A 22632-nucleotide genomic window follows, 5' to 3' on the forward strand; every position below is an offset into this window, starting at 1 on the left:
TAGCTTTCCTTATGGCAGTTTTCTGAAAGATTAATTTTACCGAGGGTGCCGCGCACTATGACACTGGCGCAAATCCGCAACCAGAGCCCTGCCCATGAAGTTGTATTACATCCCGCAAGCCTGCTCATTGGCGCCGCACATTGTGCTGCGCGAACTGGAGCTGCCGTTCGAGTTGGTCCGCGTCGACAACAGCAGCAAGAAAACCGTCACCGGTGATGACTTCCTCGCCATTAACCCCAAAGGCTACGTCGCGGCATTGCAGCTGGATAACGGCGATGTGCTGACCGAGGGCCCGGCGATCCTGCAGTACCTGGCGGATCTGCACCCGGAGGCAAACCTGGCACCGGCGAGCGGAACGTTCGAGCGGGTGCGGTTACAGGAATGGCTGAACTTCGTTTCGACCGAGATTCATGGCGGGCTGGGTTGGCTGTTCAATCCGCAGTTTGCGGACGAGGTGAAGGCGCTCATCAAAGAGAAACTGTTCAAGCGCTTTGCCGTGTTGAGCCGGACGCTGGAGCGGCAGGATTACTTGATGCCCGGCGGGTTCAGCATTGCCGATGCGTATCTGTTTACGGTGTTGCGTTGGGCTCAGCTGTTTGCGATTGATCTGGATGATTGGCCGGCGTTGGCCCGGTTTCAGGCGCGGGTTGATCAGCGGCCAAGCGTGAAAGCGGCGTTGGCGGCGGAGTTGGTGTAAGGCTTTAGATCGCTTCGCGGGCAAGCCCGCGATAGCTATCTATCAAACACCGCTGAACTACAAACTCGCACTCACTTTGCTCGCCACCTCACCCGGCACCCAGCCCTTCCACACTTGCGGCTGATCGCGCAAAAACGCTTCGGCGACCTGACGCGGTTGCTGGCGTTTTTCGCTCATCTGCCCCAGGGTCTGGTTCAGCAGATCGATCGGCAAATCGACCTTTTCGAAGAACGCCACCAGGTCCGGGTACTGCGCCTTGAACGGTGCCGACACGCCGATGGCCAGGCTGGCCGGCATCGAACGCGTGCCCTTGGGGTTCGGATTGTTGGCATCGGCCAGGGTTTTCCAGGCTTGCGCGTCGAACGGTGGCTCTTCGAGTTTCACCAATTTGAAGCGGCCCAACAGTGGCGTCGGCGACCAGTAGTAGAACAGCACCGGTTTGCCCCGGCGGATCGATGAAGCGACCTCGGCATCCAGCGCCGCGCCGGAACCGGTGCGGAAGTTGACGTAGCTGGCGGTCAGGTCATAGGCCTTGAGTTTCTGGCTGTTGACGATCTCCGACGTCCAGCCGGTCGGGCTGTTGAGGAAACGTCCGCGGTTTGGGTCTTCGGGGTCGCGGAATACGTCCTTGTAGCGGGCCAGGTCGGCGACGGATTTCAGCTCCGGCGCCAAGGGCTTGATGCCGCGTTCCGGGTCGCCCTTGATCACGTATTCCGGCACCCACCAGCCTTCGGTGGCGCCTTTGACGGTGTCGCCCAAACCAAACACTTTGCCCTCCGACGCGGCTTTGACCCAGGCCGGACTGCGCCCGGCCCACTCTTCGCCGATCACCTGGATGTCGTTCTTGGCCAACGCGGCTTCGAGGCTGACGGTGCTGCCGGGCAAGGTGTCGGTTGGGTAGCCATAACCTTTCTCGACGATCAGCCGCAGGATCTCAGTGATCAGGCTGCCGCTTTCCCAAGTGATGTCGCCGAAATGGATGGGTGTGGCTTTTTCTGCGGCGGGAACATGGCCAGCCACAAGGCTCAGGGCCAGCAGCGAACTGCCGAGCAGGGTTTTGATCGATCTCATGCGGACCTCCGGGTCTGGGGTGTTCGGTTCAAGGACGTTCGGCTCAGGGGTTCGTTGGCGCTGTGCAGCGTGCACAGTGCCTGGGAACGGGTCATGTAGACGCTGACCGAACGCTGGGAAATGCCCAGTTCGGCGGCGATTTGTGGGTAGGTCAGGCCGTCGATTCGCGACAACAGAAACGTTGCCCTGACCTTGCCCGGCAGGCGATCGAGGGTTCGATCCAGGTGCTTCAGGGTCTGGGAGAACTGCGCCTGGTCTTCAGGCGATGGCCCGCCAATCGGATCAGTCGGCAGTAACTGCTCGAGGTGTTGGCGTTCCAGATCCCGATGGCGCCACAGCTGATAAATCAATCGCTGGGCGATGGTAGTGAGTAAGGCGCGGGCTTCGCGAATCGGCGTCAGGCCTGGCGACTCGAGCAATTGCACGAAGGTTTCGGCGGCAATGTCTTCGACACTGGGACTGGCTCCCAGATATCGGCGCAGACGTGCGCACAGCCAGGTGTAGTGGGCGCGGAACAATCCGCCCACGTCGTTGCGATGGGAAACGTCGGCGCCGGACATCGGGGCTCCTTGGGTTAGGGGTCGCTGAATGTCCGGTGATCCGGTGGCGCGATCCTAGCAAGGAGCCTTATTCATTAAAAATACTTAAAATGAATTTTTATATTCCATAAATGAATTTGCATGAATGGCGCCTGATACATCGCTATCGCGGGCAAGCCTCATCGCAACCGCCCATACCCCAGCGCTTCGGCGTCCCGCTGATAATCGAGAATAATCTGATAGTCGCTCTCGCTGGCGGGCAACACTTCTTGCAGGCCCAACGTTTCGGCGACCTCGGGCAGTTCCTTCAATGTCTGGTTCATCACCTGTCGAAGCTGTTCAGCCTGCACATCAGTGGTGTCAGCCGCCGCGATGTACGGCAACGTCGGACTGAACGCGGTGCGCGCCAATACTCTCAAGCCAGCGACTTCTGCCTGGGCGTGCTGCGCCAGATAGGCGAAGGTCACGCTGTCGATAGCGGCCAGGTCCGCCAGGTCATCACGTAGCCAACGCAAGCTTTCGCGGTGGCTGCCGCTGATGGCGACACGGGTAAAAAACTGTCCGTCGCGATGCAATGGCGCCAGTCGGTGACGCAACAGGTTCATGCCACTGTTGGAGTCTTCGCCGTTGATCACTCCGCGACTGCCGCGCAAGGCCGACAAGGTTCTTCGAGGATCATCGGCACGAGTCAGCAACAGGCTGCAATGGTTGCCGCCGCTGCTGTCCGGCAGTTCATAACGAGGACGACCAATGACCCGGACGCGACCGCGCAAGGCTGTCATCAACGGGTAGCCGCAGGTTTGGGTCAGCAGCAGGTGCGGGGATAGCCAAAGGTCCATCAGCGACAGTTCTTCGGCATCAAGGCAGGTGCTGCCGAGCTGTTCGAGTATCTGCGACAGCCAACGCTCGTTGGCCTGGTGGATCGGCTCGGGAGCGACGTACATCAGTAATTCAGCGAGGTGTTGTGTCATCGAATATTTCTTCACCAATGAAAATCAATGAAACGGATGCCGCGGACTGTCAATCGCCCTCACCCCGTGCCAACGCACCCACTGGCCATAACCCTGCACCAGAAACCCGCCACTGCGCGTCAGCCATTGCTCGCGACGCGCGCGGTACACCCGTGGCAAGTCGTACCAGGGCAGCCCCGGCAAGTCGTGGTGCACCAGGTGCAGATTGAGATTCAGGAACAGCCAGCGCCACGGCCACCCCGCTTCATTGATGACGGTGCGCTGCTCCGGTTGTGTATGCGGACGGTGTTCATAGTAGGAGCGAATCATCGCAATCGACAGCGCCGGCACGCTGATCAGCAACAGGTAATACCAGACCGGAAGCACGCTGTAGCGCGCGATGAACGCCAGCATCAGCAGCGTCAGCGCACCATGGCTCAGCCACATCAACCAGGCTTGGCGCTCACCCGTTTTCAGCCGTTGCAGCTCCTCCCGCGCCAGCGCCAGCAAGGCCAGTGGCGCACCGAGGGCCAAGCGCCCCAGCACGGTTTTGTTCAGCCAGTGCAGGCCCTGTTCGAACAGCGAACTGCGCTGCCACTGTTCAGCGCTCAGGTAACGGCTTTCCGGGTCGCTACCTGGGATGGTCAGGTCTTCGTCGCGGTGATGCAGCAAATGGCTGTCGCGGTACAAGGTGTAGGGATACCAGACCGCAAACGGCGCATAACCGAGGACTTTATTCAGCATTGGCCAACGGGTGGGATGACCGTGCAGCAATTCGTGCTGCACCGACAACCACAACACCAGCAGTGGAATCAGCAACAACGTGCTCCACCAGAGCCCCAACCGGGCACTGCCCAGCACAATACTGAACCAGCCGACGTAAACGCCGATCAGCAGCAACCAGGTTGGCCACTCGGTGCGAGCGGTGAAACGTTGGCGCAGGGTTTCGATTTCTTCACGATGGGCAGCGTCAAAGTAATGGGGCATGGCTTTGCTCAGAACGGGAACCAGTCCCCCTCTGTGCTACGGCGCCGGGATTTCTTGCAGATTGTTTGGTTATTTCGATAGACGCAAAAAACAGGAGCCCGAGGACTCGGGCTCCATGGACGCGGGATCAGTGGCCGAACACATTCACCTTCTTGGCTTTCTTGTCCGCGCGTTTTTCAATTGCGGTTTTCGCCGGTTTTTTCTTCGCGGCTTTCTTTGATTCCATACCTTTGGACATGATGCGTACTCCACTAACAGGGGATGTGAGATCAGGTATACACCTATCCCGGCGCGCGTGTTCTTTTATAATCTGTGCCCTGCCCACCGACTGTCCGAGCCCATGCCCAACACCCAGTACACCGTGCTCGACGCGCCGTTATGGCCGTTGATGAACAAGTTTTACCGCGCCCACCAATCGTCGATGAAAGCGGTGCGAGACGCTCAATTGTGGGTCGCAAGACGTGAAGAGATCATCGCGGCGCTGTGTTTGCGGCCGGTGGCCGGCGGGCATTGGCTGACCGGGCTGTTTGTCGACCCGAGCTGTCGCGAACAAGGAATCGCCGCGACGTTGATCGCCCACGCCGTCAAGCACCTTGAAGAGCCGGTCTGGCTGTTCTGCCATCCGGATTTGCGTGGCTTTTATGAGCGTCGTGGTTTTACCTTCGACCCGCCCCTGCCCTACGCCCTGGCCGAACGGTTGAGCCGTTATGCGCGCAGCAAACCGATGATTGCCATGGGTTTGCAACCAGGTTCGGCATGAACAGCGATCCTTTAGCGATTCAATCGTCCGCCGCAGGATCAAGGTCCGGGAACATCACTTCGGTAAACCCGAACTTGCTGAAGTCGGTGATGCGCGAGGGGTATAACCGGCCGATCAGGTGATCGCATTCATGCTGCACCACCCGTGCATGAAATCCCGAGGCAATGCGCACGATCGGCTCGCCCTTGGGATCAAAGCCTTCATAGCGAATCTGCTGATAGCGATCCACCGCCCCGCGCAGGCCCGGCACCGACAGGCAGCCTTCGAAACCCTCTTCGAGGGTCGGGCTCAAGGGCGTGATCAGCGGATTGATCAGAATTGTCTGCGGCACCGCTTCGGCGTCCGGATAGCGCTCGCTGTGCTCGAAACCGAAGATCACCAGTTGCAGGTCGACACCGATCTGCGGCGCGGCCAGGCCGACCCCGCCGACGCTTTCCATGGTCTGGAACATGTCATCGATCAGTTGCCACAATTCGGGGCTGTCGAACATTTCCGCCGGCACCGGCGGAGCGATGCGCAGCAGGCGTTCATCGCCCATTTTCAGAATTTCACGGATCATTTTATGACTTCGTCAGTGGTCGGCTGGATTGAGTGATCTCGCCCCAGTCCTGAGACATGCTGTTTGGGTTCTTCGTGCACCTTTTCACCGGGTTTCTTACCTTCGGATGACATGTGCTCGATCACCGCGTTCATTTCCGCACCGAGCAACAGCACCGCGGCGGAAATATAGAAGTACAGCAACAACACGATGATCGCGCCGATACTGCCATACATGGCGTTGTAGTTGGCGAAGGTTTTGACGTACAGACCGAAGCCCAGCGAAGCGACGATCCAGACCACCACGGACAACACCGCACCCGGGGTGATGAAGCGAAACTCTTGTTTGACGTCGGGCATGACGTAGTAAATCAGCGCCACTGCCATCATCAATAGAATCACGATCACCGGCCAGCGCGCGATGGTCCAGACGGTCACAATGAAATCTTCAAGGCCCACTTGCGAAGCGATCCAGGCCATCACCTGCGGCCCGAGCACCATCAGCGCAGCGGCGGCCAGCAGCATGCCGGCAATGCCGATGGTGTAGAAAATCGACAGCGGAAAACGCTTCCACACCGGACGGCCTTCAACCACGTCGTACGCGGCGTTCATCGCACTCATCATCAGCCGCACACCAGCGGACGCGGTCCACAGGGCGATCACAATACCCACCGAGAGCAAACCACCCTTGGATTGCTGGAGCTGGTCGATCACCGGGTTCACCTGCTCCAGTGCCTGGGGCGGCAAGACCAGTTCCGATTGCAGGCGCAGCCAGGAGAAGAAGTCCGGCAAGTGCAGGAAGCCGATCAGGGCAATCAGGAACAGGATGAAAGGAAACAGCGAGAACAGCATCTGATAGGCGAGCGCCGAGGCATAGGTCGACATCTCGTCGGCGACGAACTCGGTGACCGTGCGCATCATCACGCGATGCAGGGGCAGACCTTTCATGGTCGGGAAAAACATTAGCGTCTCGCCGCAAAAAAGTTGAAGTCATGGCGACTCAGGGGCCGTTTTCTACAACAAAGTAGCCTACTTGGCGACTTTGAAACAATTTCGTAGTTCGACCGTTGCGACATTTCATCGTTCTACGCAGATCAAGCTTTATGTTTGCAGGCTTTGCCCCGAGAATGCGCAACGTATTCAGGCCATGGCGCTGAAGATCCAATCCCGTAGGAACGTTATGAAACTCGATAAAAAGCAGGCCATTGCCCGCAGAAACCAGGAACTTGGCGGTGCCGTGCTTGGCGTCAACAACTGCCATTTCACCGAATTGAACCGTAACCGCAACATTTTCTGGTTCGATATTCCGGTCGCGCGCCTGGCCATTGGTCAGTACGAATGGATTCACTTGCTGATGCACACCCCGGACACCGACGAACTGCTGCACCTGAAAGTGCCGACGGTGTTCCTGCGCGAGAAGCTGGAAGGCCTGGTGGTGCGCAACCAGGGTAAACGCAAGGCCGCCCTGAGCCTGGAACTGAGCGCCGACAAGGACTCGTACCTGCAGGACATGCGTCCGGCGGGTACCAACGTCAATTTCGCGCAGTTCCGCCAGTAATCCTCTCAAGCCATCAAAGAGTCCCCTGTGGCGAGGGAGCTTGCTCCCGCTGGGGTGCGTAGCGCCCCTAAATCAGGCACCTCGATTCACCTGATCAGGCCGCTGGCTGCTTTTACGACTGCTGCGCAGTCGAACGGGGGCAAGCCCCCTCGCCACAAAAGCACACTTCATACTGCTTTAAACAAAAAGCCCCGCATCTGCGGGGCTTTTTGTTTGATCAGGCGCTGACTTTCTTCACGCCCAGCTTTTTCAGCTCTTCGTCGCGCAACTCGCGGCGCAGGATCTTGCCGACGTTGGTGGTTGGCAGCGCGTCGCGGAACTCCACGGCTTTGGGCACCTTGTAGCCGGTGACGTTGGCGCGCATGTGCTCCATCACCTGTTCCTTGGTCAGGGTCACACCCGGTTTGGCAACGATGAAGATCTTGATCGCCTCCCCCGACTTCTCGTCCGGCACGCCGATGGCCGCGCATTGCAGCACGCCCGGCAGGGTCGCCAGCACGTCTTCCAGTTCGTTGGGGTACACGTTGAAACCGGAGACCAGGATCATGTCTTTCTTGCGATCGACAATGCGCATGTAGCCATCGGGCTGAATCAGTGCGATATCACCGGTCTTCAACCAGCCTTCGCTGTCGAGTATTTCATCGGTGGCTTCCTGACGCTGCCAGTAGCCCTTCATGACTTGCGGACCTTTCACACACAGTTCACCGATGCCGCCCAACGGCTGCTCAACGCCGGCATCGTCGATGACTTTGCACCGGGTCGACGGCACCGGAATGCCGATGGTGCCGATCTGGATATTCTGGCTCGGGTTCACCGTGGCCACCGGGCTGGTTTCGGTCATGCCGTAACCTTCGCAGATCGGGCAGCCGGTGACCGCTTTCCAACGTTCAGCCGCGGCCAGTTGCAAGGCCATGCCGCCGGACAAGGTGATTTTCAGGTTCGAGAAATCCAGCTTGCGGAACGCTTCGTTGTTGCACAGAGCAACAAACAGCGTGTTCAAGCCGACGAAACCGCTGAACTTCCACTTCGACAGTTCCTTGACCATCGCCGGCAAGTCGCGCGGGTTGCTGATCAGGATGTTGTGGTTGCCGATCAGCATCATCGCCATGCAATGAAAGGTGAAGGCATAGATGTGGTACAGCGGCAGCGGCGTGATCAGGATCTCGCAACCTTCGTTGAGGTTGGAGCCCATCAGCGCCTTGCACTGCAGCATGTTCGCCACCAGGTTGCGATGGGTCAACATCGCGCCCTTGGCCACGCCGGTGGTGCCGCCGGTGTATTGCAGCACCGCCACGTCGCTGCTGGCCGGGTTGGCTTCAACCACTGGCTGGCCATGGCCTTTGCTCAACACGTCGTTGAATTTGATGGCCTTGGGCAAGTGATACGCCGGGACCATCTTCTTCACGTACTTGATCACGCTGTTGATCAGCAGACGCTTGAGCGGCGGCAGCAGGTCGGCCACTTCAGTGACGATCACGTGCTTGACGCCGGTTTTCGGCACGACGGTCTGTGCCAGATGCGCCATGTTGGCCAGGCAGACCAGGGCTTTGGCACCGGAGTCGTTGAATTGGTGTTCCATTTCCCGCGCGGTGTACAGCGGGTTGGTGTTGACCACGATCAGCCCGGCGCGGATGGCACCGAAGACGGCGACCGGGTACTGCAACACGTTGGGCAATTGCACGGCGATTCGATCGCCCGGCTGCAAATCGGTATGCTGTTGCAGGTAAGCGGCAAAGGCACCGGACAATTCGTACAGCTCACCGTAGGTGATTGTCTTGCCCAGGTTGCTGAATGCCGGTTTGTCAGCGAAGCGTTGGCAGGATTGCTTCAACACTGCCTGAATATTCGGGTACTCGTCTGGATTGATCTCGGCAGCAATTCCAGCTGGGTACTTATCCTTCCAAAAGTCTTCGATCATGGAAGCCCACTCCTCAGCAACGCGAATTCAACACCGCATTTGATGCGATTATTATTGGTGTTTGTCTATTGGTGAATCTGGCTTTACATAGGCCGAGAAGTCACAAAGCGCGCCGAGAGTAGCAGCTTTGCCAAGGGCCGACTAGAGCCTAAATAGGCCCCTACAGTCACTTTGGTGACTAAAGAATGGCAAGCGGTCATTTTAGAGCAAAAATCCTATATCACCCTGAAAGCCTATGAATTCGCGGCTTATAGCCTTAAAAACTTCGCGGGCAAGCCTCGCTCCTACGGTTTTTTGTCGATCACCCGATAGGGCGACACAAATCCACTGTAGGAGCGAGGCTTGCCCGCGAATGCGCGTAGCGCAGCTTCAAACGTTATGCGATATCCCGCAACTCCCGCCGCAAAATCTTGCCCACCGGCGTCATCGGCAAAGACTCACGCAACACGATGTGCTTGGGTACTTTGTACGCCGTGAAGTTTTCCTTGCAGTAAGCCTTCAGCTCTTCAAGGCTGACCCCCGACTCACGGGCCACCACAAACAATTTCACCGCCTCCCCCGAACGCTCGTCAGGCACGCCGATCACCGCACAGTTGGCGACTTTCGGGTGGGCCATCACCACGTCTTCGATCTCGTTCGGGTACACGTTGAAGCCCGAGACAATGATCATGTCTTTCTTGCGATCGACAATGCGCACGAAACCGTCCGGGTCGATCACCCCGATGTCGCCCGACTTGAACCAGCCGTCGGCATCCAGCACTTCGGCGGTGGCTTCGGGTTTCTGCCAGTAGCCCTTCATGATCTGCGGGCCCTTGATGCACAGTTCGCCGCGCTCGCCCAACGGCTGCTCGACGCCTTCATCGTTGATCACTTTCAGGGTGGTGCCCGGCACCGGCAGGCCGACCGTGCCGATGCGCGATTTGTCACCGTAAGGGTTGGTACAGGCCACTGGCGAGGTTTCGGTCAGGCCGTAACCTTCGGTGATCCGGCAACCGGTGAGCTGTTCCCAGCGTTCGGCGGTGGCCTTGACCAGCGCCGTGCCGCCGGAGTTGGTGAGTTTGAGGCTGGAGCAATCCAGGGTCTTGAAGTCGGGATGGTCCATCAGCGCGACAAACAGCGTGTTGAGCCCCAGCAGCGCCGAGAACCGCCAGTTCTTCAGTTCCTTGATGAAGCCCTTGATGTCCCGTGGATTGGTGATCAGCACGTTGTGGTTGCCGGTCACCATCATGCACATGCAGTTCGCCGTGAAGGCATAGATATGGTAAAGCGGCAGCGGCGCGATCATCACTTCCTGGCCTTCGCGCAGCAGCGGCTGACCGTCGGCACCCAGCTGACTGAGGCATGCCCGCGCCTGCTGCATGTTCGCCACCAGGTTGCCGTGGGTCAGCATGGCGCCCTTGGCCAGCCCGGTGGTGCCGCCGGTGTATTGCAACACCGCGATGTCGTCGAGACCGACGTTCAGCGGTTTGATGCCCAGGCCCCGGCCCAGACGTAGCGCGCTCTTGAAGGAGATGGCCTGGGGCAGTGAATAATCCGGGACCATTTTCTTGACCTTGGCGACCACGGTATTGATCAGCCAGCCCTTGGCCGTGGGCATCAGGTCGCCCATCTTCGCTTCGATCAGGTACTGGATGTCAGTGTCGGGCAGCACTTCCTGGACCTTCTGCCCGAACACGTTCAGGTACACCAGCGCCCGGGCACCGGAGTCCTTGAACTGATGACGCATCTCCCGCGCGGTGTACAGCGGGTTGGTGTTGACCACGATCAGCCCGGCACGCAAGGCGCCAAACACGGCAATCGGGTAATGCAGGACGTTGGGCATCTGCACCGCGATGCGATCCCCCGGCACCAGGTCGGTGTGGGCTTGCAGGTAACCGGCGAACGCAGCGCTGTGACGTTCCAGCTCAGCGTAGGTCAGGGTCACGCCCATGTTGCTGAATGCCGGGCGGTCAGCAAATTTCTTGCAGGAACGCTCGAACACCTCAATCACCGACTTATAGGCCCCAAGGTCGATATCCAGGGGCACGCCGGCCGGGCGTTTGTCATTCCAGAAATCAGGTTGCATTGTTCTTGTCCTCATTACCTGAATCTATCCAGGGCCGCTTTTTCCATCACTTCTGAAAAGCGGGGCTTCCCGGACACTAGCAGCTATGGTGAATCAGGCAAATATGCGCACGGTCCTCATTGATCCCGTGAATCTTGCTGCCCCGGCGCGGCCTGATCAGACGGCGCGCGCGGGATGCGCTATACAATGCAACGACGCCCATGCCGCATACAGTCCCATGCAAAGGAATCGCCATGATCCATGACACTTTCTGGCTGACCGCGAGCGACCGCAGCCGCCTCTTCGTCAACCAGTGGCTGCCAGCTGCGCCGCTCAAAGCCGTGATCCTGCTGGCCCACGGCATGGCGGAACACAGCGGTCGCTACGCTCGCCTGGCAGAAAAGTTCTGTGAACAGGGCTACGGTGTTTACGCACCGGACCTGCGTGGACATGGCAAAACCGCTGAAAACGGCACGCTGGGCCACTTCGCCGACAGCGATGGCTGGGGCAAAGTGGTCGGTGACCTCGCCAGCCTCAACCAACATATCGGCCAACAGCATCCCGGTACGCCGATCGTGCTGTTGGGCCACAGCATGGGCAGCTACATCGCCCAGGCTTACTTGCTGCACCACAGCGCCAGTCTGCACGGGGCGATTCTCAGCGGTTCGAACTTCCAGCCCGTGGCGCTCTATCGCGTCGCGCGGCAGATTGCTCGCCTCGAACGCCTGCGCCAGGGGCCCAAGGGTCGCAGTGCATTGATCGAATGGCTGTCGTTCGGCTCGTTCAACAAGAAGTTCAAGCCGGCTCGCACCTCGTTCGACTGGCTGAGCCGCGACCCGGCCGAGGTCGACAAGTACGCCAACGACCCGCTCTGCGGCTTTCGCTGCACCAATCAGCTTTGGATCGATTTGCTCGGCGGCTTGCAGCAAATCAGCAAAGCGTCCAATCTCGCCCAGATCGATCCGGGCCTGCCGCTGCTGGTGATTGGCGGCGAATGTGATCCGGTGAGCGAAGGCAAACGTCTGAAAGATCTGGCCCACGCCCTGCGCGACGCTGGCTGCCAGAGCCTGCACTTGAATATTTACCCGCAGGCCCGGCACGAACTGTTCAATGAAAGCAATCGCGATGAAGTGACTGCCGACGTGCTGAACTGGATCGCCCAGGCCTTGAGCAACCGCCGGCCCCCCAGAGCCGAATAGTTTTTTTTGTGGATTCATTTAATTCGTCACAGGAATCGAGACAGATGACCCAGGTTACCAACACCCCTTACGAAGCCCTCGAAATCGGCCAGACCGCCAGCTACAGCAAAACCGTTGAAGAACGCGACATTCAGTTGTTCGCCGCGATGTCCGGCGACCACAACCCGGTGCACCTGGACGCCGAATTCGCCGCTGCCTCCATGTTCAAGGAGCGCATCGCCCACGGCATGTTCAGCGGCGCGTTGATCAGCGCGGCGGTGGCTTGCGAGTTGCCTGGGCCGGGGACTATTTATATCGGTCAGACGATGAGCTTTCAGAAGCCGGTGAAGATTGGTGACACGCTGACTGTGCGCCTGGAAATTCTCGAGAAAATGCCGAAGTTTCGTGTGCGGATCGCCACTCGCGTGTTCAACCAGCGTGATGAACTGGTAGTAGATGGTGAGGCGGAGATTCTGGCACCGCGTAAACAGCAGACCGTGACATTGCCGACGTTGCCGGCAATCAGCATCGGCTGATTCATCACTTCCTTGTGATGAGAGGCCTTCCCTGTGGTGAGGGGGCTTGCTGTGGCGAGGGGGCTTGTCCCCGTTCGACTGCGAAGCAGTCGTAAAACCTGCTACCGCGTTTAATCAGGTCAAATGCGGCGCCGGTTTCAGGGGCGCTGCGCCCCCCAACGGGGGCAAGCCCCCTCGCCACAGGTCGAACGCTTACGAGCGTGCGCGAGCCTGGTTACGCAGGGCTTTGACCTGATCGTGGTTGCGTTGCACGCCGTGGTACTGGCGTTCAACGGTGTCACGAATACTTACCAGGTTGTCCTCGTTGATTTTTTCCAGCGCTTTCTTGTAAGCCTTCTTCGCGTGGTCTTCACCACGCTCCGCTTCGTTCAGCACTGCCTCTTCATCCTTGCCGGTGAACATCGACTTCACATCCACCCAACGACGGTGCAGATCGCCGCTGACACTGGTGGAGGTTTCCGGATCGCCGCCCAGGGAACGCACCGTGGCCTGCAGTTCGGCAGCGGCAGTGGCGCAGTCGGCGGAGCGCTGAATGAACAGGTTTTTGAGTTCGGGATTCTTGATGTCTTCAGCGCAAGTCTTGAACCCTTCCTGACCATCTTTACAGGTTTCAATCAGGTCGTTGAGTACAGAGATCGCTTCTTTATTAATGTCGGTCATTTTTCAATTCCTTGCGGTTGATGAAAGATGCAGTAAGTCATTGCACCCCGCATGCCAGCTTCGAATTGATATTTTTCACTTTAATTTCAATACGTTAGATTTATATGAGAAATCTGTATCCGTTTTTTTTGCATGATCTGTCAATTGGCCTGCATGCAGAATGCCTGTATTTTCCAGACTGTTTTGAATCAAGACGACTGATGATGAATCCCGAAAAGCTCGAACTGCTGATTACCCGCGAGATGCCCTTCGGCAAATACAAGGGCCGTATCATCGCCGACCTGCCCGGTCAGTACCTGAACTGGTTCGCTCGCGAAGGTTTCCCTCACGGGGAACTGGGCGGGTTGCTGGCCTTGATGCAGGAAATCGATCACAACGGCCTGTCGGAACTGCTCGAACCGCTGCGCGCCAAGCACGGCAAACCTGCCCCTCGTCACTGACCCGCCCTTCTGACCGAGTAGCCCATGCCCGATAACACCCGCCGTGCCCGTGATGAAGCCTTTTGGCAGACCTTTGCCGACCGTTATGCTGTCGAACCCGGCCCCCTGAACCTGGAGAACGGTTACTTCGGGCGCATGTCACGCACCGTGGTCGAGGAGTATCAACGCAACATCGAGCTCATCAACCGCGGCAACTCGGTGCATGTGCGCCAGCGCTTCGAACAGGGCGAAAGCGTCAAGATCCGCGCGCAGCTGGCCGAGCTGATCGGTGCCCCGGCCGAAGCCGTCGCCTTCACCCGAAACGCCTCGGACGGTTTGCAGTCGCTGATCCGCAACTACAATCGCCTGGAACCGGGCGATCAGGTCCTGCTGTGCGATCTGGAGTACGACACGGTCAAGAGCGCAATGCGTTGGCTGGCCCGCTATCGAGGCGTGGAAGTGATCGAGATCGAGCACCGTCACCCCGCCAGTTTCGACAGCTTGCTGGCCACGTACCGCGAAGCTTTCACACGTTATCCGCGACTGAAGTTGATGGCCCTGACCCACGTCACCCATCGCACCGGTCTGGTAATGCCGGTGCAGGCGATTGCCGCTGCAGCCAGGGAGCATGGCATCGATGTAATCCTCGACGGCGCCCATGCCCTCGGCCAGATCGAGTTCAACCTCGATGAACTGGGCATCGCCTTTGCCGGCTACAACCTGCACAAATGGATCGGTGCGCCATTGACCCTCGGCTTCATTTACATCGCGCCCGAGCGCCTGGTCGACATCGATCCGGACATGGGCGAGATGCATTTCCCGGCCACCGACATTCGCGCCCGCACGCCATACAGCACCCCGAACATCCCGGCCCTGCGGACCCTGCCGCTGGTGTTCGAAGAGCATCAGGCCATGGGCGGTTCTGTCGCCAAGGGCACACGGCTCAATTACCTGCGCAACCGCTGGGTCGATGCCGTTCGGGCGTTACCGGGGATCGAAGTCATGACCCCGGATGACCCGCGCCTGTACTGCGGCATCACCTCGATGCGCTTTACCCGACATGCCGACCAACAAGTGATGGTCGAGCGCCTGCTCAACGACTACAACCTGTTTACCGTGGCGCGCAGCGGCGCGGCGTCTGGCCCGTGCATCCGCATTACGCCGGGGCTCACGACCATGGCTGCGGACATGGATGTACTGGCCCGGGCGTTGAACGAATTGCGCTGACGTCACACGGTGTATTTATCAAAGTCCTCGGGCTTGATTTGCGATGACACCGCAAACGTGTCGACACCGATGGTCATGTGCCCGAAAAAGCCGTCCTCATTCGAGTCTCGACCGATGGTGTGGATGTTCAGGGTCGAGGCCTCGCCGCCCATGCGCTGATGAAACATATCCTGCGCATTGGTCAGCGGTGAGACGGCTCGACCGCTGTACTCACGGGCGTTGAGCACCGACCTTGATGCGACCTCGGGAAAGTAAAGCTGGCCGACCCAGGCAACGTGCCGCTCTTCCAGATAGTTATTACCGGCCGTGATGCGTACCGCGACGTGAATGTGCAAAGCGCGGCCGGCATAGAACCCCGGATAAATCGTGGTAAACCGCACGATGCCCATTTTGTCGGTGAATTGCCCACCACGCAGGTAGGTGTCGTCATCGGTGCGCGGGATCGACCCGATATCATCCACATCGACTTCCTTGTCCGGGTTGACCTTGCTCCAGCCCGAATACGCCCCGCGCGCATTGCAATGCCAGATATCGACCAATGCCCCGGTAACCGGTTGACCGGTCATGGCATCGATGATCGTGAGCCGCAGCACCAAGGGAATGCCGTCCATGCCTTCGCTGACGTTTCGCCTGATCAGTTTTGGATTTCGAAAATACGGACCGGCGATCTGCTCGGGTGACAGTTGATAAACCGGTAGTGGGGATGCAGCTGAGGTGTTGTCGTCCATGACGTTCTCTCTTCCATAAGATGAACGCAGGTTAACGCTGGACGTGCGGCGAGATGCGGTAACTATGTATCGCGTGATGTCGATCCGTAGCAGCTGCCGAGCCTGCGAGGCTGCGTTCGGCTGCGCAGCAGTCGTAAAACCAGAGATTGCGGTATGTCAGGCAGACCGCGTCAGCCGGATTCACGACTGCTTCGCAGCCGAACGCAGCCTCGCAGGCTCGACAGCTGCTACAACGAGCGTTTCGACGGCCACAGGAGTTTTCACCAGGCAAAAAAAAACGGTGCACCGACCAAGCGCACCGTAAAGCCGTAGAACACACAACGAAGTGTTTGGTAAATCCGGTAAATCAGATCAGTCCAGCAGCGCCAACGCCTCGGCGGTGCACTCCTGGATACGGGCCCAGTCGCCGTTCTTGATCCACTCGGGGTCAAGCATCCAGCTACCGCCCACGCACATCACGTTTTTCAACGCCATGTAGCTCTTGATGTTGGCCGGGCTGACGCCGCCGGTCGGGCAGAATTTAACTTCGCCGAACGGGCCGCCCAGGGCTTTGATGGCTGCGACGCCGCCGCTGACTTCCGCCGGGAACAGCTTGAAGCGGCGATAGCCCAGGCAATAGCCTTCCATGATGCCGGAGGCGTTGCTGATGCCCGGCAACAGCGGGATCGGGCTGGCGACACTGGCTTCGAGCAAGTCACGGGTGATGCCCGGCGTCACGATGAATTGCGAACCGGCGGCTTCGGCAGCGGCCAGCATGCTGCGATCAAGCACCGTACCGGCACCGGTCACCAGCTCCGGACGCTTTTCGCGCAGGATCTGGATGGCCTTGAGGCCGAACTGCGAACGCAGGGTCACTTCCAGCGCCGTCAGGCCACCGGCGGCCAGGGCGTCGGCCAACGGCAGCACGTCCTGTTCGCGAGCGATGGTGATCACCGGCAGGATCCGCGCCTTGGCGCAGAGGCTGTCGATCAGGGCAACTTTGTCCGCCATGGAAACGGTCGGGGATGTGTTTGTCATAGCGGCTGATCCTTGGTTCATGGGCACCAGTAAATCTCTAACGTAGGTTGCAGAAACGCCCGAATCGGCATGGCGGCGACATCGTCACCGGCCAGTGCGGCGCTCAGGGTGGTCAACTTGGACTGACCGGAAATCGATAGAACGGTGTGCCTGGCCGAAGCCAGCAGCGCGCGACTCATGGTCAGGCGCTGACGCGGCACGGTCGGCGCCAGCATCGGCCAGCAACGACGAGTGCCGTCGACTTTCAAGGCGTCGGCCAGGTTCGGGCTGTTGGGGAACAGTGATGCGGTGTGACCGTCGTCGCCCATGCCCAGCACCAGCACATCGATCGCCGGCAACTCGGCGAGCAAGCGATCAGCCTGCTCGGCGGCCTGCTCCAGGTTGGCGGTGGCACTGTAGAGGCTCAGGAACTGGGCCTTGGCCGCCGGACCTTGCAACAGGTAACGCTTGAGCAGACCGGCATTACTGTCGGCATGCTCCACCGGCACCCAACGCTCGTCAGCCAGGCTGACCACCACCTTCGACCAGTCCAGCGCCTGCTTGGCCAGGTGCTGGAAAAATGCCACCGGGCTGCGTCCACCGGACACCACCAGCGTCGCGGTGCCTTGTGCGGCAATCGCGTCGCTCAGTTGTTTGGCCACTGCCAATGCCAGGCCTTCGGCCAGCAGCATCGGTTTTTTGAACTCATGGGCGCTGACGCCCTGAGGCAGTTTCAATTCAGATATCGCCATACCACGACCTCCCGTCCCGCGTGATCAGTGCAATGGAGCTCATCGGCCCCCAGGACCCGGCCGCGTACGGCTTGGGCGCATCACCGGACTTTTTCCACCCGGCAATCAACTGGTCACACCACTTCCACGCGGCTTCGATTTCATCTTTACGGACAAACAGGTTCTGATTGCCACGCATCACTTCCAGCAACAACCGCTCGTAGGCATCGGGAATCCGTGCGCTGCGCCAGGTGTCGGAAAAATTCAGCTGCAACGGACCGCTACGCAGCTGCATGCCCTTGTCCAGGCCTTGTTCCTTGGTCATCACGCGCAAGGAAATGCCTTCGTCCGGTTGCAGGCGGATGATCAGTTTGTTGCTGATCTGCAAGCGCTGCTCGGGGGCGAAGATGTAGTGCGACGGTTCCTTGAAGTGGATGACGATCTGCGACAGCTTCTGCGGCATGCGCTTGCCGGTGCGCAGGTAAAACGGCACGCCGGCCCAACGCCAGTTGCGAATGTCGGCACGCAGGGCAACGAAGGTTTCGGTGTCGCTCTGGGTGTTGGAGTTAGGCTCCTCCAGATACCCCGGCACCGACTTGCCTTCGCTGTGACCGGCGATGTACTGGCCGCGCACCACTTGAGTGGTCAGGCCTTCCGGGCTGATCGGCGCCAGTGCCTTGAGCACTTTGACTTTCTCGTCGCGGATGCTGTCGGCGGACAAGTCGGCCGGCGGGTCCATGGCGATCAGGCACAGCAACTGCAACAGGTGATTTTGGATCATGTCCCGCAGCTGGCCGGCCTTGTCGAAGTACCCCCAACGGCCTTCGATCCCGACCTGCTCGGCCACGGTGATTTCCACGTGGGAGATGTAATTCTGGTTCCACTGGGTTTCGAACAGGCTGTTGGCGAAACGCAGCGCAATCAGGTTCTGTACGGTCTCTTTGCCCAGGTAGTGGTCGATACGGTAGGTGCGGTTCTCCGGGAAGAACTGCGCCACGGCGTCGTTGACCTTACGCGAGGATTCCAGGTCCGAACCGATGGGTTTTTCCAGCACCACGCGGGTGTTTTCGGCCAGGCCAACCTTCGACAGGTTCTCGCAAATAGCACCGTAAACCGCCGCCGGCGTGGCGAAGTAGGCAATCACCCGCTGGGCGCTGCCGGCCTGCTCGGCCAGGGCGACGTAATCGTCAGCCTTGAGGAAGTCGACATGCAGGTAGCTCAAACGGGCCAGGAAGCGCTCGAGCACGGCTTCATCCAGCTCTTTGGCGCCCACGTAGCGACGCAACTCGGTGGCGATGAACGCCAGATGCTGCTGCTCGCTGCCAGGTTCACGGGCCAGTGCGATAATGCGCGTATCCTCATGAAGCAGGCCGGCACCATCGAGTTGATAAAGGGCAGGGAACAGCTTGCGCAGGGCTAGATCGCCGAGAGCGCCGAACAAGGCAAAGGTGCACGGTTCAACCGTAATCGAAGGCATGATGTTTGTTCTTTTATCAAGTTAAGCTACAAATACCTTTTTTCAAGGCATCACTCAAGGGAAAATGTAGTAATAACCACAACATTTTCGCAAAATATAGATTCCGAGTGGTGGTCGGTCGGAGCCATCAGTAGGATAGGCCACCGTTATGGGCCGTATCAAAGGCCCAATTTGCATAGCCGAGCGCTTGTTTGCGCAGGTGAATTTAGGAACCCCATATGGACCGCGTGCGAAATTTACTGGAACAGATCCAGAGTCGCCTCGAAGACCTGAACAAGGCAGAACGCAAAGTCGCCGAAGTGATCCTGCTCAACCCACAGCAGGCGACCCGGTTCAGCATCGCCGCCCTCGCCCAGGCCGCGTCGGTCAGTGAGCCGACGGTCAACCGTTTCTGCCGCTCATTCGGTGTCAGCGGCTACCCTGAACTGAAACTGCAGCTGGCCCAGAGCCTGGCCAGCGGCGCGGCGTATGTCAGCCGTGCGGTGGAAGCCGACGACAACCCCGAGGCTTACACCCAGAAGATCTTCGGCAGCGCCATCGCGTCCCTGGACAGCGCCTGCCAGGCACTGGACCCGAACCTGATCAGCCGCGCCGTCGACCTGTTGATCCAGGCCCGGCAGATCCACTTCTTCGGCCTCGGCGCCTCGGCCCCGGTGGCACTGGATGCGCAGCACAAGTTCTTCCGCTTCAACCTCGCCGTCACCGCCCATGCCGATGTGCTGATGCAACGCATGATTGCCTCGGTGGCCCACACCGGTGAGTTATTCGTGATCATCTCCTACACCGGCCGTACCCGCGAACTGGTGGAAGTGGCACGCATCGCCCGGGAAAACGGCGCTTCGGTGCTGGGGCTGACGGCCGAGGGTTCGCCGCTGGCCAAGGCCAGTACCTTGAGCCTGAACATTCCGTTGCCGGAAGACACCGACATTTACATGCCGATGACCTCGCGGATCATTCAGCTGACCGTGCTCGATGTGCTCGCCACCGGCATGACCTTGCGCCGAGGCGTGGATTTCCAGCCGCATTTGCGCAAGATCAAGGAAAGCCTCAATGCCAGTCGGTATCCGATTGGGGATGAGTTTAATTAACCCACTGTGGCGAGGGGGCTTGCCCCCGTTCGGCTGCGCAGCAGTCGTAAACCTGGCAAACGCGGCTTGAGCAGAATGTCGCGCTGGTGATTTTGGGGCCGCTTCGCGGCCCAACGGGGGCAAGCCCCCTCGCCACAAAGGTTGTGCGCATCGGCTATGCCCCAACCCGCGCCTGCAAACTCAGATGCGCCCGCTCCCCCGGCGCCAGGCACAGGCTGTCGGTGCCGCCGCTGGCCGCTTCCACACAGACGAACTCGGAAATCTCATTCCAGCTCACGCCCAGCAATGGCCGCGAGCCGGGATGCCAGACCACCGTGTCTGCATGATCACCGGTGTCGATGCACAGTTCGCGCTGCCAGGCGTGGTCCTTGAGCTGCAATTCGCCGTCATGCTGGAACACCCGCTGACACCCACCGTCGACCCGCAACTCGCCTTCCTGTTGGCAAACCTGGCGGTTCAACTGGTCGTAACCTTGCGCTCCTTCGAGCCCAGACAGCGCTACCTCACCGACGTCACCAATACGCCAATAGGCGTGCAACGCCTGACTCAACTGGCACGGCATGTCGTCCTGATGCTCCGTGCTCAAGTGCAAATCCATGCGTTCGCCCAGGTGCGCGTGCAAGTCCACTTGCCAGTCGCACAGCTGTAACTGCCAGTGCAGGTGCACGCCATCGTCGTCACTGCTGCTGTCGAGTAACTTCCAGTCCAGCAGGCGCGCCCAGCCATGGGACGGCCAGGCGTTTTCGCTTGGGTGGCGGCCATACCACGGCCAGCACACCGGCACGCCGCCGCGAATAGCACCCACGTGCGGCCATTTCGCCGCGCACCACAGCCAGGGTTTCTGACCCTTTGGCTGGAAGTGCAGCAACTGCGCGCCCTGACGACTGAACACCGCCTGACACAGCGGATGGTCAATCACCAGCACGTCGCGCATCTGATAGCGCTCCCACGCAAACACCGGACGTTCGCGCAAGGATTTGAAGAAGCGTTGTAGCGGATGCTCAAGCATGTGCCACGGTCCTGAAAATCATCTGTCACCCGAGGGTGCGCCACCCCCAAAAAAAAGCGGACAGCCATGGCCGTCCGCAAATATGCGCACATAGAGAGGAGCTTATCGCAACAGCGTTAGAACACCGACTGAATTTTCAGGCCGGCGACCAGCGCGTTATCAACTTCATCCACACCACCCGGGTGAGTGATGTATTGCAGGTTAGGACGCACCGTCAGCCAGTTGGTAACGTGGAAACCGTAGTTGATCTCGTAGTTGTACTCGGTGCTGCGCAGTGGCGCGAACAGTGGATCGTTGTAGTCGGTGACACCATTGGCGGCGTTGACCAACTCGGAGTTTTTCTTCACGTCATCGTTGACATGGATACGGGAGAAACCGATCCCGACGTCGTCTTTTGGACGCGCATCGAACGGGCCCTTGTAAACAAACATCAGCGACTGGTAGTTGTCGACGAAGTTGGTGTCCTTGTCGTGGAAGGTGGCGTTGGCCGCGATGTTCAGACCGCGCGAAGCATCACCGTTATGGGTGGTCAGTTGTTGCTGCGCCACGAACCAGTAGCCATGCTTGCTGTCATGGCTGCGATAGGCATTGCCGGTGGTCGCTGCATCATTGCCGTTGTCGTCTTTACGGACGTCATCGGCGTCGGCCGTGCTCTTGTAGTAACCGACACGGTATTCGCCCGGCAGGTTGTTGACCTTCGGCGACCAGACCAATTCAACCGGCAAGACGGTGCCCTTGGTGCCACTGCCGCTGAGCTTGAAACCGTTACCGTGCTCAAGTTGCGATGGGTTCTGGTTGTACGCGCCGATCTGCGCATAGAACTCAGGCGTGATGTTGTACTTCACGCGAACCGCCGCCTGCATGACCGGCCAGTTGTACCAGATACCGGTCGCCCAGTTACCCGCCTGGGAACCGCAGAATGCCAGGTTCTGGAACTCGCAAGGGAAGGTGTTGAAGTCTTCGCCTTCGCCGAAGTAACCAGCCTTGACGTCCAGTTTCCCGTCGAGGAACTGATGCTTGATCCACAGCTGGGTCAGACGGACCATGTGGCCACGGCCGTAGACTTCCTGGGAGGAGCTCAAGGTGCCGGCACGCGGGTCGCCGACACGGTCATTGGAGATGTTCTGACCGTTACGGTTGGTGAGCTGGATCTTGGCCTGGGTGTTATCCCAGCCCCACAGTTTTTGCAGGTCCAGCGCCACGCCCAGACCAAACTGGTCGGCGTAACGCGCCGTTTTGTCGTCGTTGTAGCCGCCGTGCAGGTTGGCGCCCACTTCACCGACGTAGTCGGCCTTGATGTCGATACCTTGCTCGATCAGCTTGGTCCGCTCACCACCCCAGTCCCCCGTCATCCACTGGGAATCGGCACTGAACGCGTCAGCCGCGTGTGCGCTACCGGCCAGCATCATCGCCGCAACCGCTGACAATTGGCAGATCAGTTGAGCGTTGTTCTTCTTCTTCATCCCTACATCCTCGTTTTATTGTTATTAACTGTTTTTATCTAACGCGGTTTACATCGATT

General features: G+C 59.2%; 23 protein-coding genes. 8 read left to right on the plus strand and 15 right to left on the minus strand.

The window, feature by feature from the left end:
• The first annotated feature begins 94 nt into the window (after positions 1-94).
• Positions 95-697: a glutathione transferase GstA gene (gstA, locus tag JUI81_RS15820; protein ID WP_204124635.1), complete on the plus strand. Its 603-nt coding sequence runs from the start codon at positions 95-97 to the stop codon at positions 695-697.
• 57 nt (positions 698-754) lie between these two features.
• Here the strand turns inward: gstA and JUI81_RS15825 are convergent, their stop codons facing one another.
• The 4 genes from JUI81_RS15825 to JUI81_RS15840 all read right to left on the minus strand — a co-directional run bounded on the left by JUI81_RS15825 (position 755) and on the right by JUI81_RS15840 (position 4244).
• A complete protein-coding gene (locus JUI81_RS15825; RefSeq protein WP_204124636.1) occupies positions 755-1768 on the minus strand; it encodes an ABC transporter substrate-binding protein in 1014 nt (337 codons plus the stop codon).
• Positions 1765-2328, minus strand: coding sequence for a sigma-70 family RNA polymerase sigma factor (locus JUI81_RS15830; RefSeq protein ID WP_204124637.1), 564 nt, complete (start codon positions 2326-2328; stop codon positions 1765-1767). The genes JUI81_RS15825 and JUI81_RS15830 overlap by 4 nt, the downstream gene beginning before the upstream one ends.
• A gap of 158 nt (positions 2329-2486) precedes the next feature.
• Entirely contained in the window at positions 2487-3278 is a 792-nt protein-coding gene (locus JUI81_RS15835; protein ID WP_204124638.1) for a phosphate/phosphite/phosphonate ABC transporter substrate-binding protein, read from the minus strand.
• Positions 3279-3302: 24 nt separating this feature from the next.
• Positions 3303-4244 (minus strand): fatty acid desaturase, encoded by a 942-nt coding sequence (locus tag JUI81_RS15840; protein WP_204124639.1) that lies wholly within the window; start codon positions 4242-4244, stop codon positions 3303-3305.
• A 340-nt stretch (positions 4245-4584) separates the two neighbouring features.
• Here JUI81_RS15840 and JUI81_RS15845 point away from each other — a divergent pair, with 340 nt between their 5' ends.
• Positions 4585-5004, plus strand: a complete 420-nt coding sequence (locus JUI81_RS15845; RefSeq protein ID WP_019581452.1) for a GNAT family N-acetyltransferase — start codon at positions 4585-4587, stop codon at positions 5002-5004.
• Positions 5005-5023: 19 nt separating this feature from the next.
• On the opposite strand, the gene def is transcribed toward JUI81_RS15845, so the two are convergent.
• Positions 5024-5563: a peptide deformylase gene (gene def, locus JUI81_RS15850; RefSeq protein WP_018926451.1), complete on the minus strand. Its 540-nt coding sequence runs from the start codon at positions 5561-5563 to the stop codon at positions 5024-5026.
• Positions 5560-6504: a YihY/virulence factor BrkB family protein gene (locus JUI81_RS15855; protein WP_018926452.1), complete on the minus strand. Its 945-nt coding sequence runs from the start codon at positions 6502-6504 to the stop codon at positions 5560-5562. The genes def and JUI81_RS15855 overlap by 4 nt, the downstream gene beginning before the upstream one ends.
• Before the next feature lie 217 nt (positions 6505-6721).
• Here JUI81_RS15855 and JUI81_RS15860 point away from each other — a divergent pair, with 217 nt between their 5' ends.
• Positions 6722-7099, plus strand: coding sequence for a hypothetical protein (locus JUI81_RS15860; protein ID WP_018926454.1), 378 nt, complete (start codon positions 6722-6724; stop codon positions 7097-7099).
• A gap of 217 nt (positions 7100-7316) precedes the next feature.
• Here the strand turns inward: JUI81_RS15860 and fadD1 are convergent, their stop codons facing one another.
• On the minus strand, positions 7317-9017 hold the full coding sequence (gene fadD1 / locus JUI81_RS15865) for a long-chain-fatty-acid--CoA ligase FadD1 (protein WP_018926455.1): 1701 nt from the start codon (positions 9015-9017) through the stop codon (positions 7317-7319).
• Between the two features lie 376 nt (positions 9018-9393).
• A complete protein-coding gene (gene fadD2 / locus JUI81_RS15870; protein ID WP_019581454.1) occupies positions 9394-11082 on the minus strand; it encodes a long-chain-fatty-acid--CoA ligase FadD2 in 1689 nt (562 codons plus the stop codon).
• A 233-nt stretch (positions 11083-11315) separates the two neighbouring features.
• Between fadD2 and JUI81_RS15875 the strand changes: the two genes are divergently transcribed.
• Both JUI81_RS15875 and JUI81_RS15880 read left to right on the plus strand, forming a co-directional pair.
• Complete coding sequence (locus JUI81_RS15875) at positions 11316-12260, plus strand: alpha/beta hydrolase (RefSeq protein ID WP_019581455.1); 945 nt, start codon at positions 11316-11318, stop codon at positions 12258-12260.
• A gap of 44 nt (positions 12261-12304) precedes the next feature.
• On the plus strand, positions 12305-12775 hold the full coding sequence (locus JUI81_RS15880) for a MaoC family dehydratase (protein ID WP_019581456.1): 471 nt from the start codon (positions 12305-12307) through the stop codon (positions 12773-12775).
• Positions 12776-12967: 192 nt separating this feature from the next.
• Here JUI81_RS15880 and JUI81_RS15885 read toward each other — a convergent pair whose 3' ends face one another.
• The gene (locus JUI81_RS15885) at positions 12968-13435 is read right to left on the minus strand and encodes a PA2169 family four-helix-bundle protein (protein WP_019581457.1); all 468 of its coding nucleotides are present in this window, start codon (positions 13433-13435) and stop codon (positions 12968-12970) included.
• 203 nt (positions 13436-13638) lie between these two features.
• Between JUI81_RS15885 and JUI81_RS15890 the strand changes: the two genes are divergently transcribed.
• The gene (locus JUI81_RS15890; protein ID WP_007949456.1) at positions 13639-13875 is read left to right on the plus strand and encodes a DUF3820 family protein; all 237 of its coding nucleotides are present in this window, start codon (positions 13639-13641) and stop codon (positions 13873-13875) included.
• A gap of 24 nt (positions 13876-13899) precedes the next feature.
• Positions 13900-15081: an aminotransferase class V-fold PLP-dependent enzyme gene (locus JUI81_RS15895; RefSeq protein WP_204124640.1), complete on the plus strand. Its 1182-nt coding sequence runs from the start codon at positions 13900-13902 to the stop codon at positions 15079-15081.
• A 2-nt stretch (positions 15082-15083) separates the two neighbouring features.
• Here JUI81_RS15895 and JUI81_RS15900 read toward each other — a convergent pair whose 3' ends face one another.
• From JUI81_RS15900 to zwf, 4 genes are all read right to left on the minus strand, one after another.
• Entirely contained in the window at positions 15084-15809 is a 726-nt protein-coding gene (locus JUI81_RS15900) for an intradiol ring-cleavage dioxygenase (RefSeq protein ID WP_019581459.1), read from the minus strand.
• A 351-nt stretch (positions 15810-16160) separates the two neighbouring features.
• A complete protein-coding gene (locus JUI81_RS15905; protein ID WP_018926462.1) occupies positions 16161-16826 on the minus strand; it encodes a bifunctional 4-hydroxy-2-oxoglutarate aldolase/2-dehydro-3-deoxy-phosphogluconate aldolase in 666 nt (221 codons plus the stop codon).
• A gap of 17 nt (positions 16827-16843) precedes the next feature.
• A complete protein-coding gene (gene pgl, locus JUI81_RS15910) occupies positions 16844-17557 on the minus strand; it encodes a 6-phosphogluconolactonase (protein ID WP_018926463.1) in 714 nt (237 codons plus the stop codon).
• Positions 17544-19013, minus strand: a complete 1470-nt coding sequence (gene zwf / locus JUI81_RS15915; protein WP_019581460.1) for a glucose-6-phosphate dehydrogenase — start codon at positions 19011-19013, stop codon at positions 17544-17546. Before zwf ends, pgl begins: the two co-directional genes overlap by 14 nt.
• Positions 19014-19240: 227 nt before the next feature.
• Between zwf and JUI81_RS15920 the strand changes: the two genes are divergently transcribed.
• Positions 19241-20101, plus strand: coding sequence for a MurR/RpiR family transcriptional regulator (locus tag JUI81_RS15920; protein WP_172901244.1), 861 nt, complete (start codon positions 19241-19243; stop codon positions 20099-20101).
• A 154-nt stretch (positions 20102-20255) separates the two neighbouring features.
• Here JUI81_RS15920 and JUI81_RS15925 read toward each other — a convergent pair whose 3' ends face one another.
• Complete coding sequence (locus tag JUI81_RS15925; RefSeq protein WP_028939405.1) at positions 20256-21110, minus strand: D-hexose-6-phosphate mutarotase; 855 nt, start codon at positions 21108-21110, stop codon at positions 20256-20258.
• 116 nt (positions 21111-21226) lie between these two features.
• Positions 21227-22573 (minus strand): carbohydrate porin, encoded by a 1347-nt coding sequence (locus tag JUI81_RS15930; protein WP_028939406.1) that lies wholly within the window; start codon positions 22571-22573, stop codon positions 21227-21229.
• Between the last annotated feature and the right edge of the window lie 59 nt (positions 22574-22632).

The sequence above is a fragment of the Pseudomonas sp. 008 genome (assembly GCF_016861935.1).
Lineage (GTDB): Bacteria > Pseudomonadota > Gammaproteobacteria > Pseudomonadales > Pseudomonadaceae > Aquipseudomonas.

Excerpts from the sequence above, each read along its gene's own strand:
- JUI81_RS15925 (WP_028939405.1), bottom strand. The coding sequence starts at position 21,110 with ATGCTTGAGCATCCGCTACAACGCTTCTTCAAATCCTTGCGCGAACGT.
- JUI81_RS15900 (WP_019581459.1), bottom strand. The coding sequence starts at position 15,809 with ATGGACGACAACACCTCAGCTGCATCCCCACTACCGGTTTATCAACTG.
- zwf (WP_019581460.1), bottom strand. The coding sequence starts at position 19,013 with ATGCCTTCGATTACGGTTGAACCGTGCACCTTTGCCTTGTTCGGCGCT.
- JUI81_RS15880 (WP_019581456.1), top strand. The coding sequence starts at position 12,305 with ATGACCCAGGTTACCAACACCCCTTACGAAGCCCTCGAAATCGGCCAG.
- def (WP_018926451.1), bottom strand. The coding sequence starts at position 5,563 with ATGATCCGTGAAATTCTGAAAATGGGCGATGAACGCCTGCTGCGCATC.
- JUI81_RS15890 (WP_007949456.1), top strand. The coding sequence starts at position 13,639 with ATGAATCCCGAAAAGCTCGAACTGCTGATTACCCGCGAGATGCCCTTC.
- JUI81_RS15855 (WP_018926452.1), bottom strand. The coding sequence starts at position 6,504 with ATGTTTTTCCCGACCATGAAAGGTCTGCCCCTGCATCGCGTGATGATG.
- JUI81_RS15840 (WP_204124639.1), bottom strand. The coding sequence starts at position 4,244 with ATGCCCCATTACTTTGACGCTGCCCATCGTGAAGAAATCGAAACCCTG.
- pgl (WP_018926463.1), bottom strand. The coding sequence starts at position 17,557 with ATGGCGATATCTGAATTGAAACTGCCTCAGGGCGTCAGCGCCCATGAG.
- JUI81_RS15885 (WP_019581457.1), bottom strand. The coding sequence starts at position 13,435 with ATGACCGACATTAATAAAGAAGCGATCTCTGTACTCAACGACCTGATT.
- JUI81_RS15875 (WP_019581455.1), top strand. The coding sequence starts at position 11,316 with ATGATCCATGACACTTTCTGGCTGACCGCGAGCGACCGCAGCCGCCTC.
- fadD1 (WP_018926455.1), bottom strand. The coding sequence starts at position 9,017 with ATGATCGAAGACTTTTGGAAGGATAAGTACCCAGCTGGAATTGCTGCC.
- JUI81_RS15905 (WP_018926462.1), bottom strand. The coding sequence starts at position 16,826 with ATGACAAACACATCCCCGACCGTTTCCATGGCGGACAAAGTTGCCCTG.
- fadD2 (WP_019581454.1), bottom strand. The coding sequence starts at position 11,082 with ATGCAACCTGATTTCTGGAATGACAAACGCCCGGCCGGCGTGCCCCTG.
- JUI81_RS15930 (WP_028939406.1), bottom strand. The coding sequence starts at position 22,573 with ATGAAGAAGAAGAACAACGCTCAACTGATCTGCCAATTGTCAGCGGTT.
- JUI81_RS15835 (WP_204124638.1), bottom strand. The coding sequence starts at position 3,278 with ATGACACAACACCTCGCTGAATTACTGATGTACGTCGCTCCCGAGCCG.
- gstA (WP_204124635.1), top strand. The coding sequence starts at position 95 with ATGAAGTTGTATTACATCCCGCAAGCCTGCTCATTGGCGCCGCACATT.
- JUI81_RS15895 (WP_204124640.1), top strand. The coding sequence starts at position 13,900 with ATGCCCGATAACACCCGCCGTGCCCGTGATGAAGCCTTTTGGCAGACC.
- JUI81_RS15830 (WP_204124637.1), bottom strand. The coding sequence starts at position 2,328 with ATGTCCGGCGCCGACGTTTCCCATCGCAACGACGTGGGCGGATTGTTC.
- JUI81_RS15845 (WP_019581452.1), top strand. The coding sequence starts at position 4,585 with ATGCCCAACACCCAGTACACCGTGCTCGACGCGCCGTTATGGCCGTTG.
- JUI81_RS15825 (WP_204124636.1), bottom strand. The coding sequence starts at position 1,768 with ATGAGATCGATCAAAACCCTGCTCGGCAGTTCGCTGCTGGCCCTGAGC.
- JUI81_RS15860 (WP_018926454.1), top strand. The coding sequence starts at position 6,722 with ATGAAACTCGATAAAAAGCAGGCCATTGCCCGCAGAAACCAGGAACTT.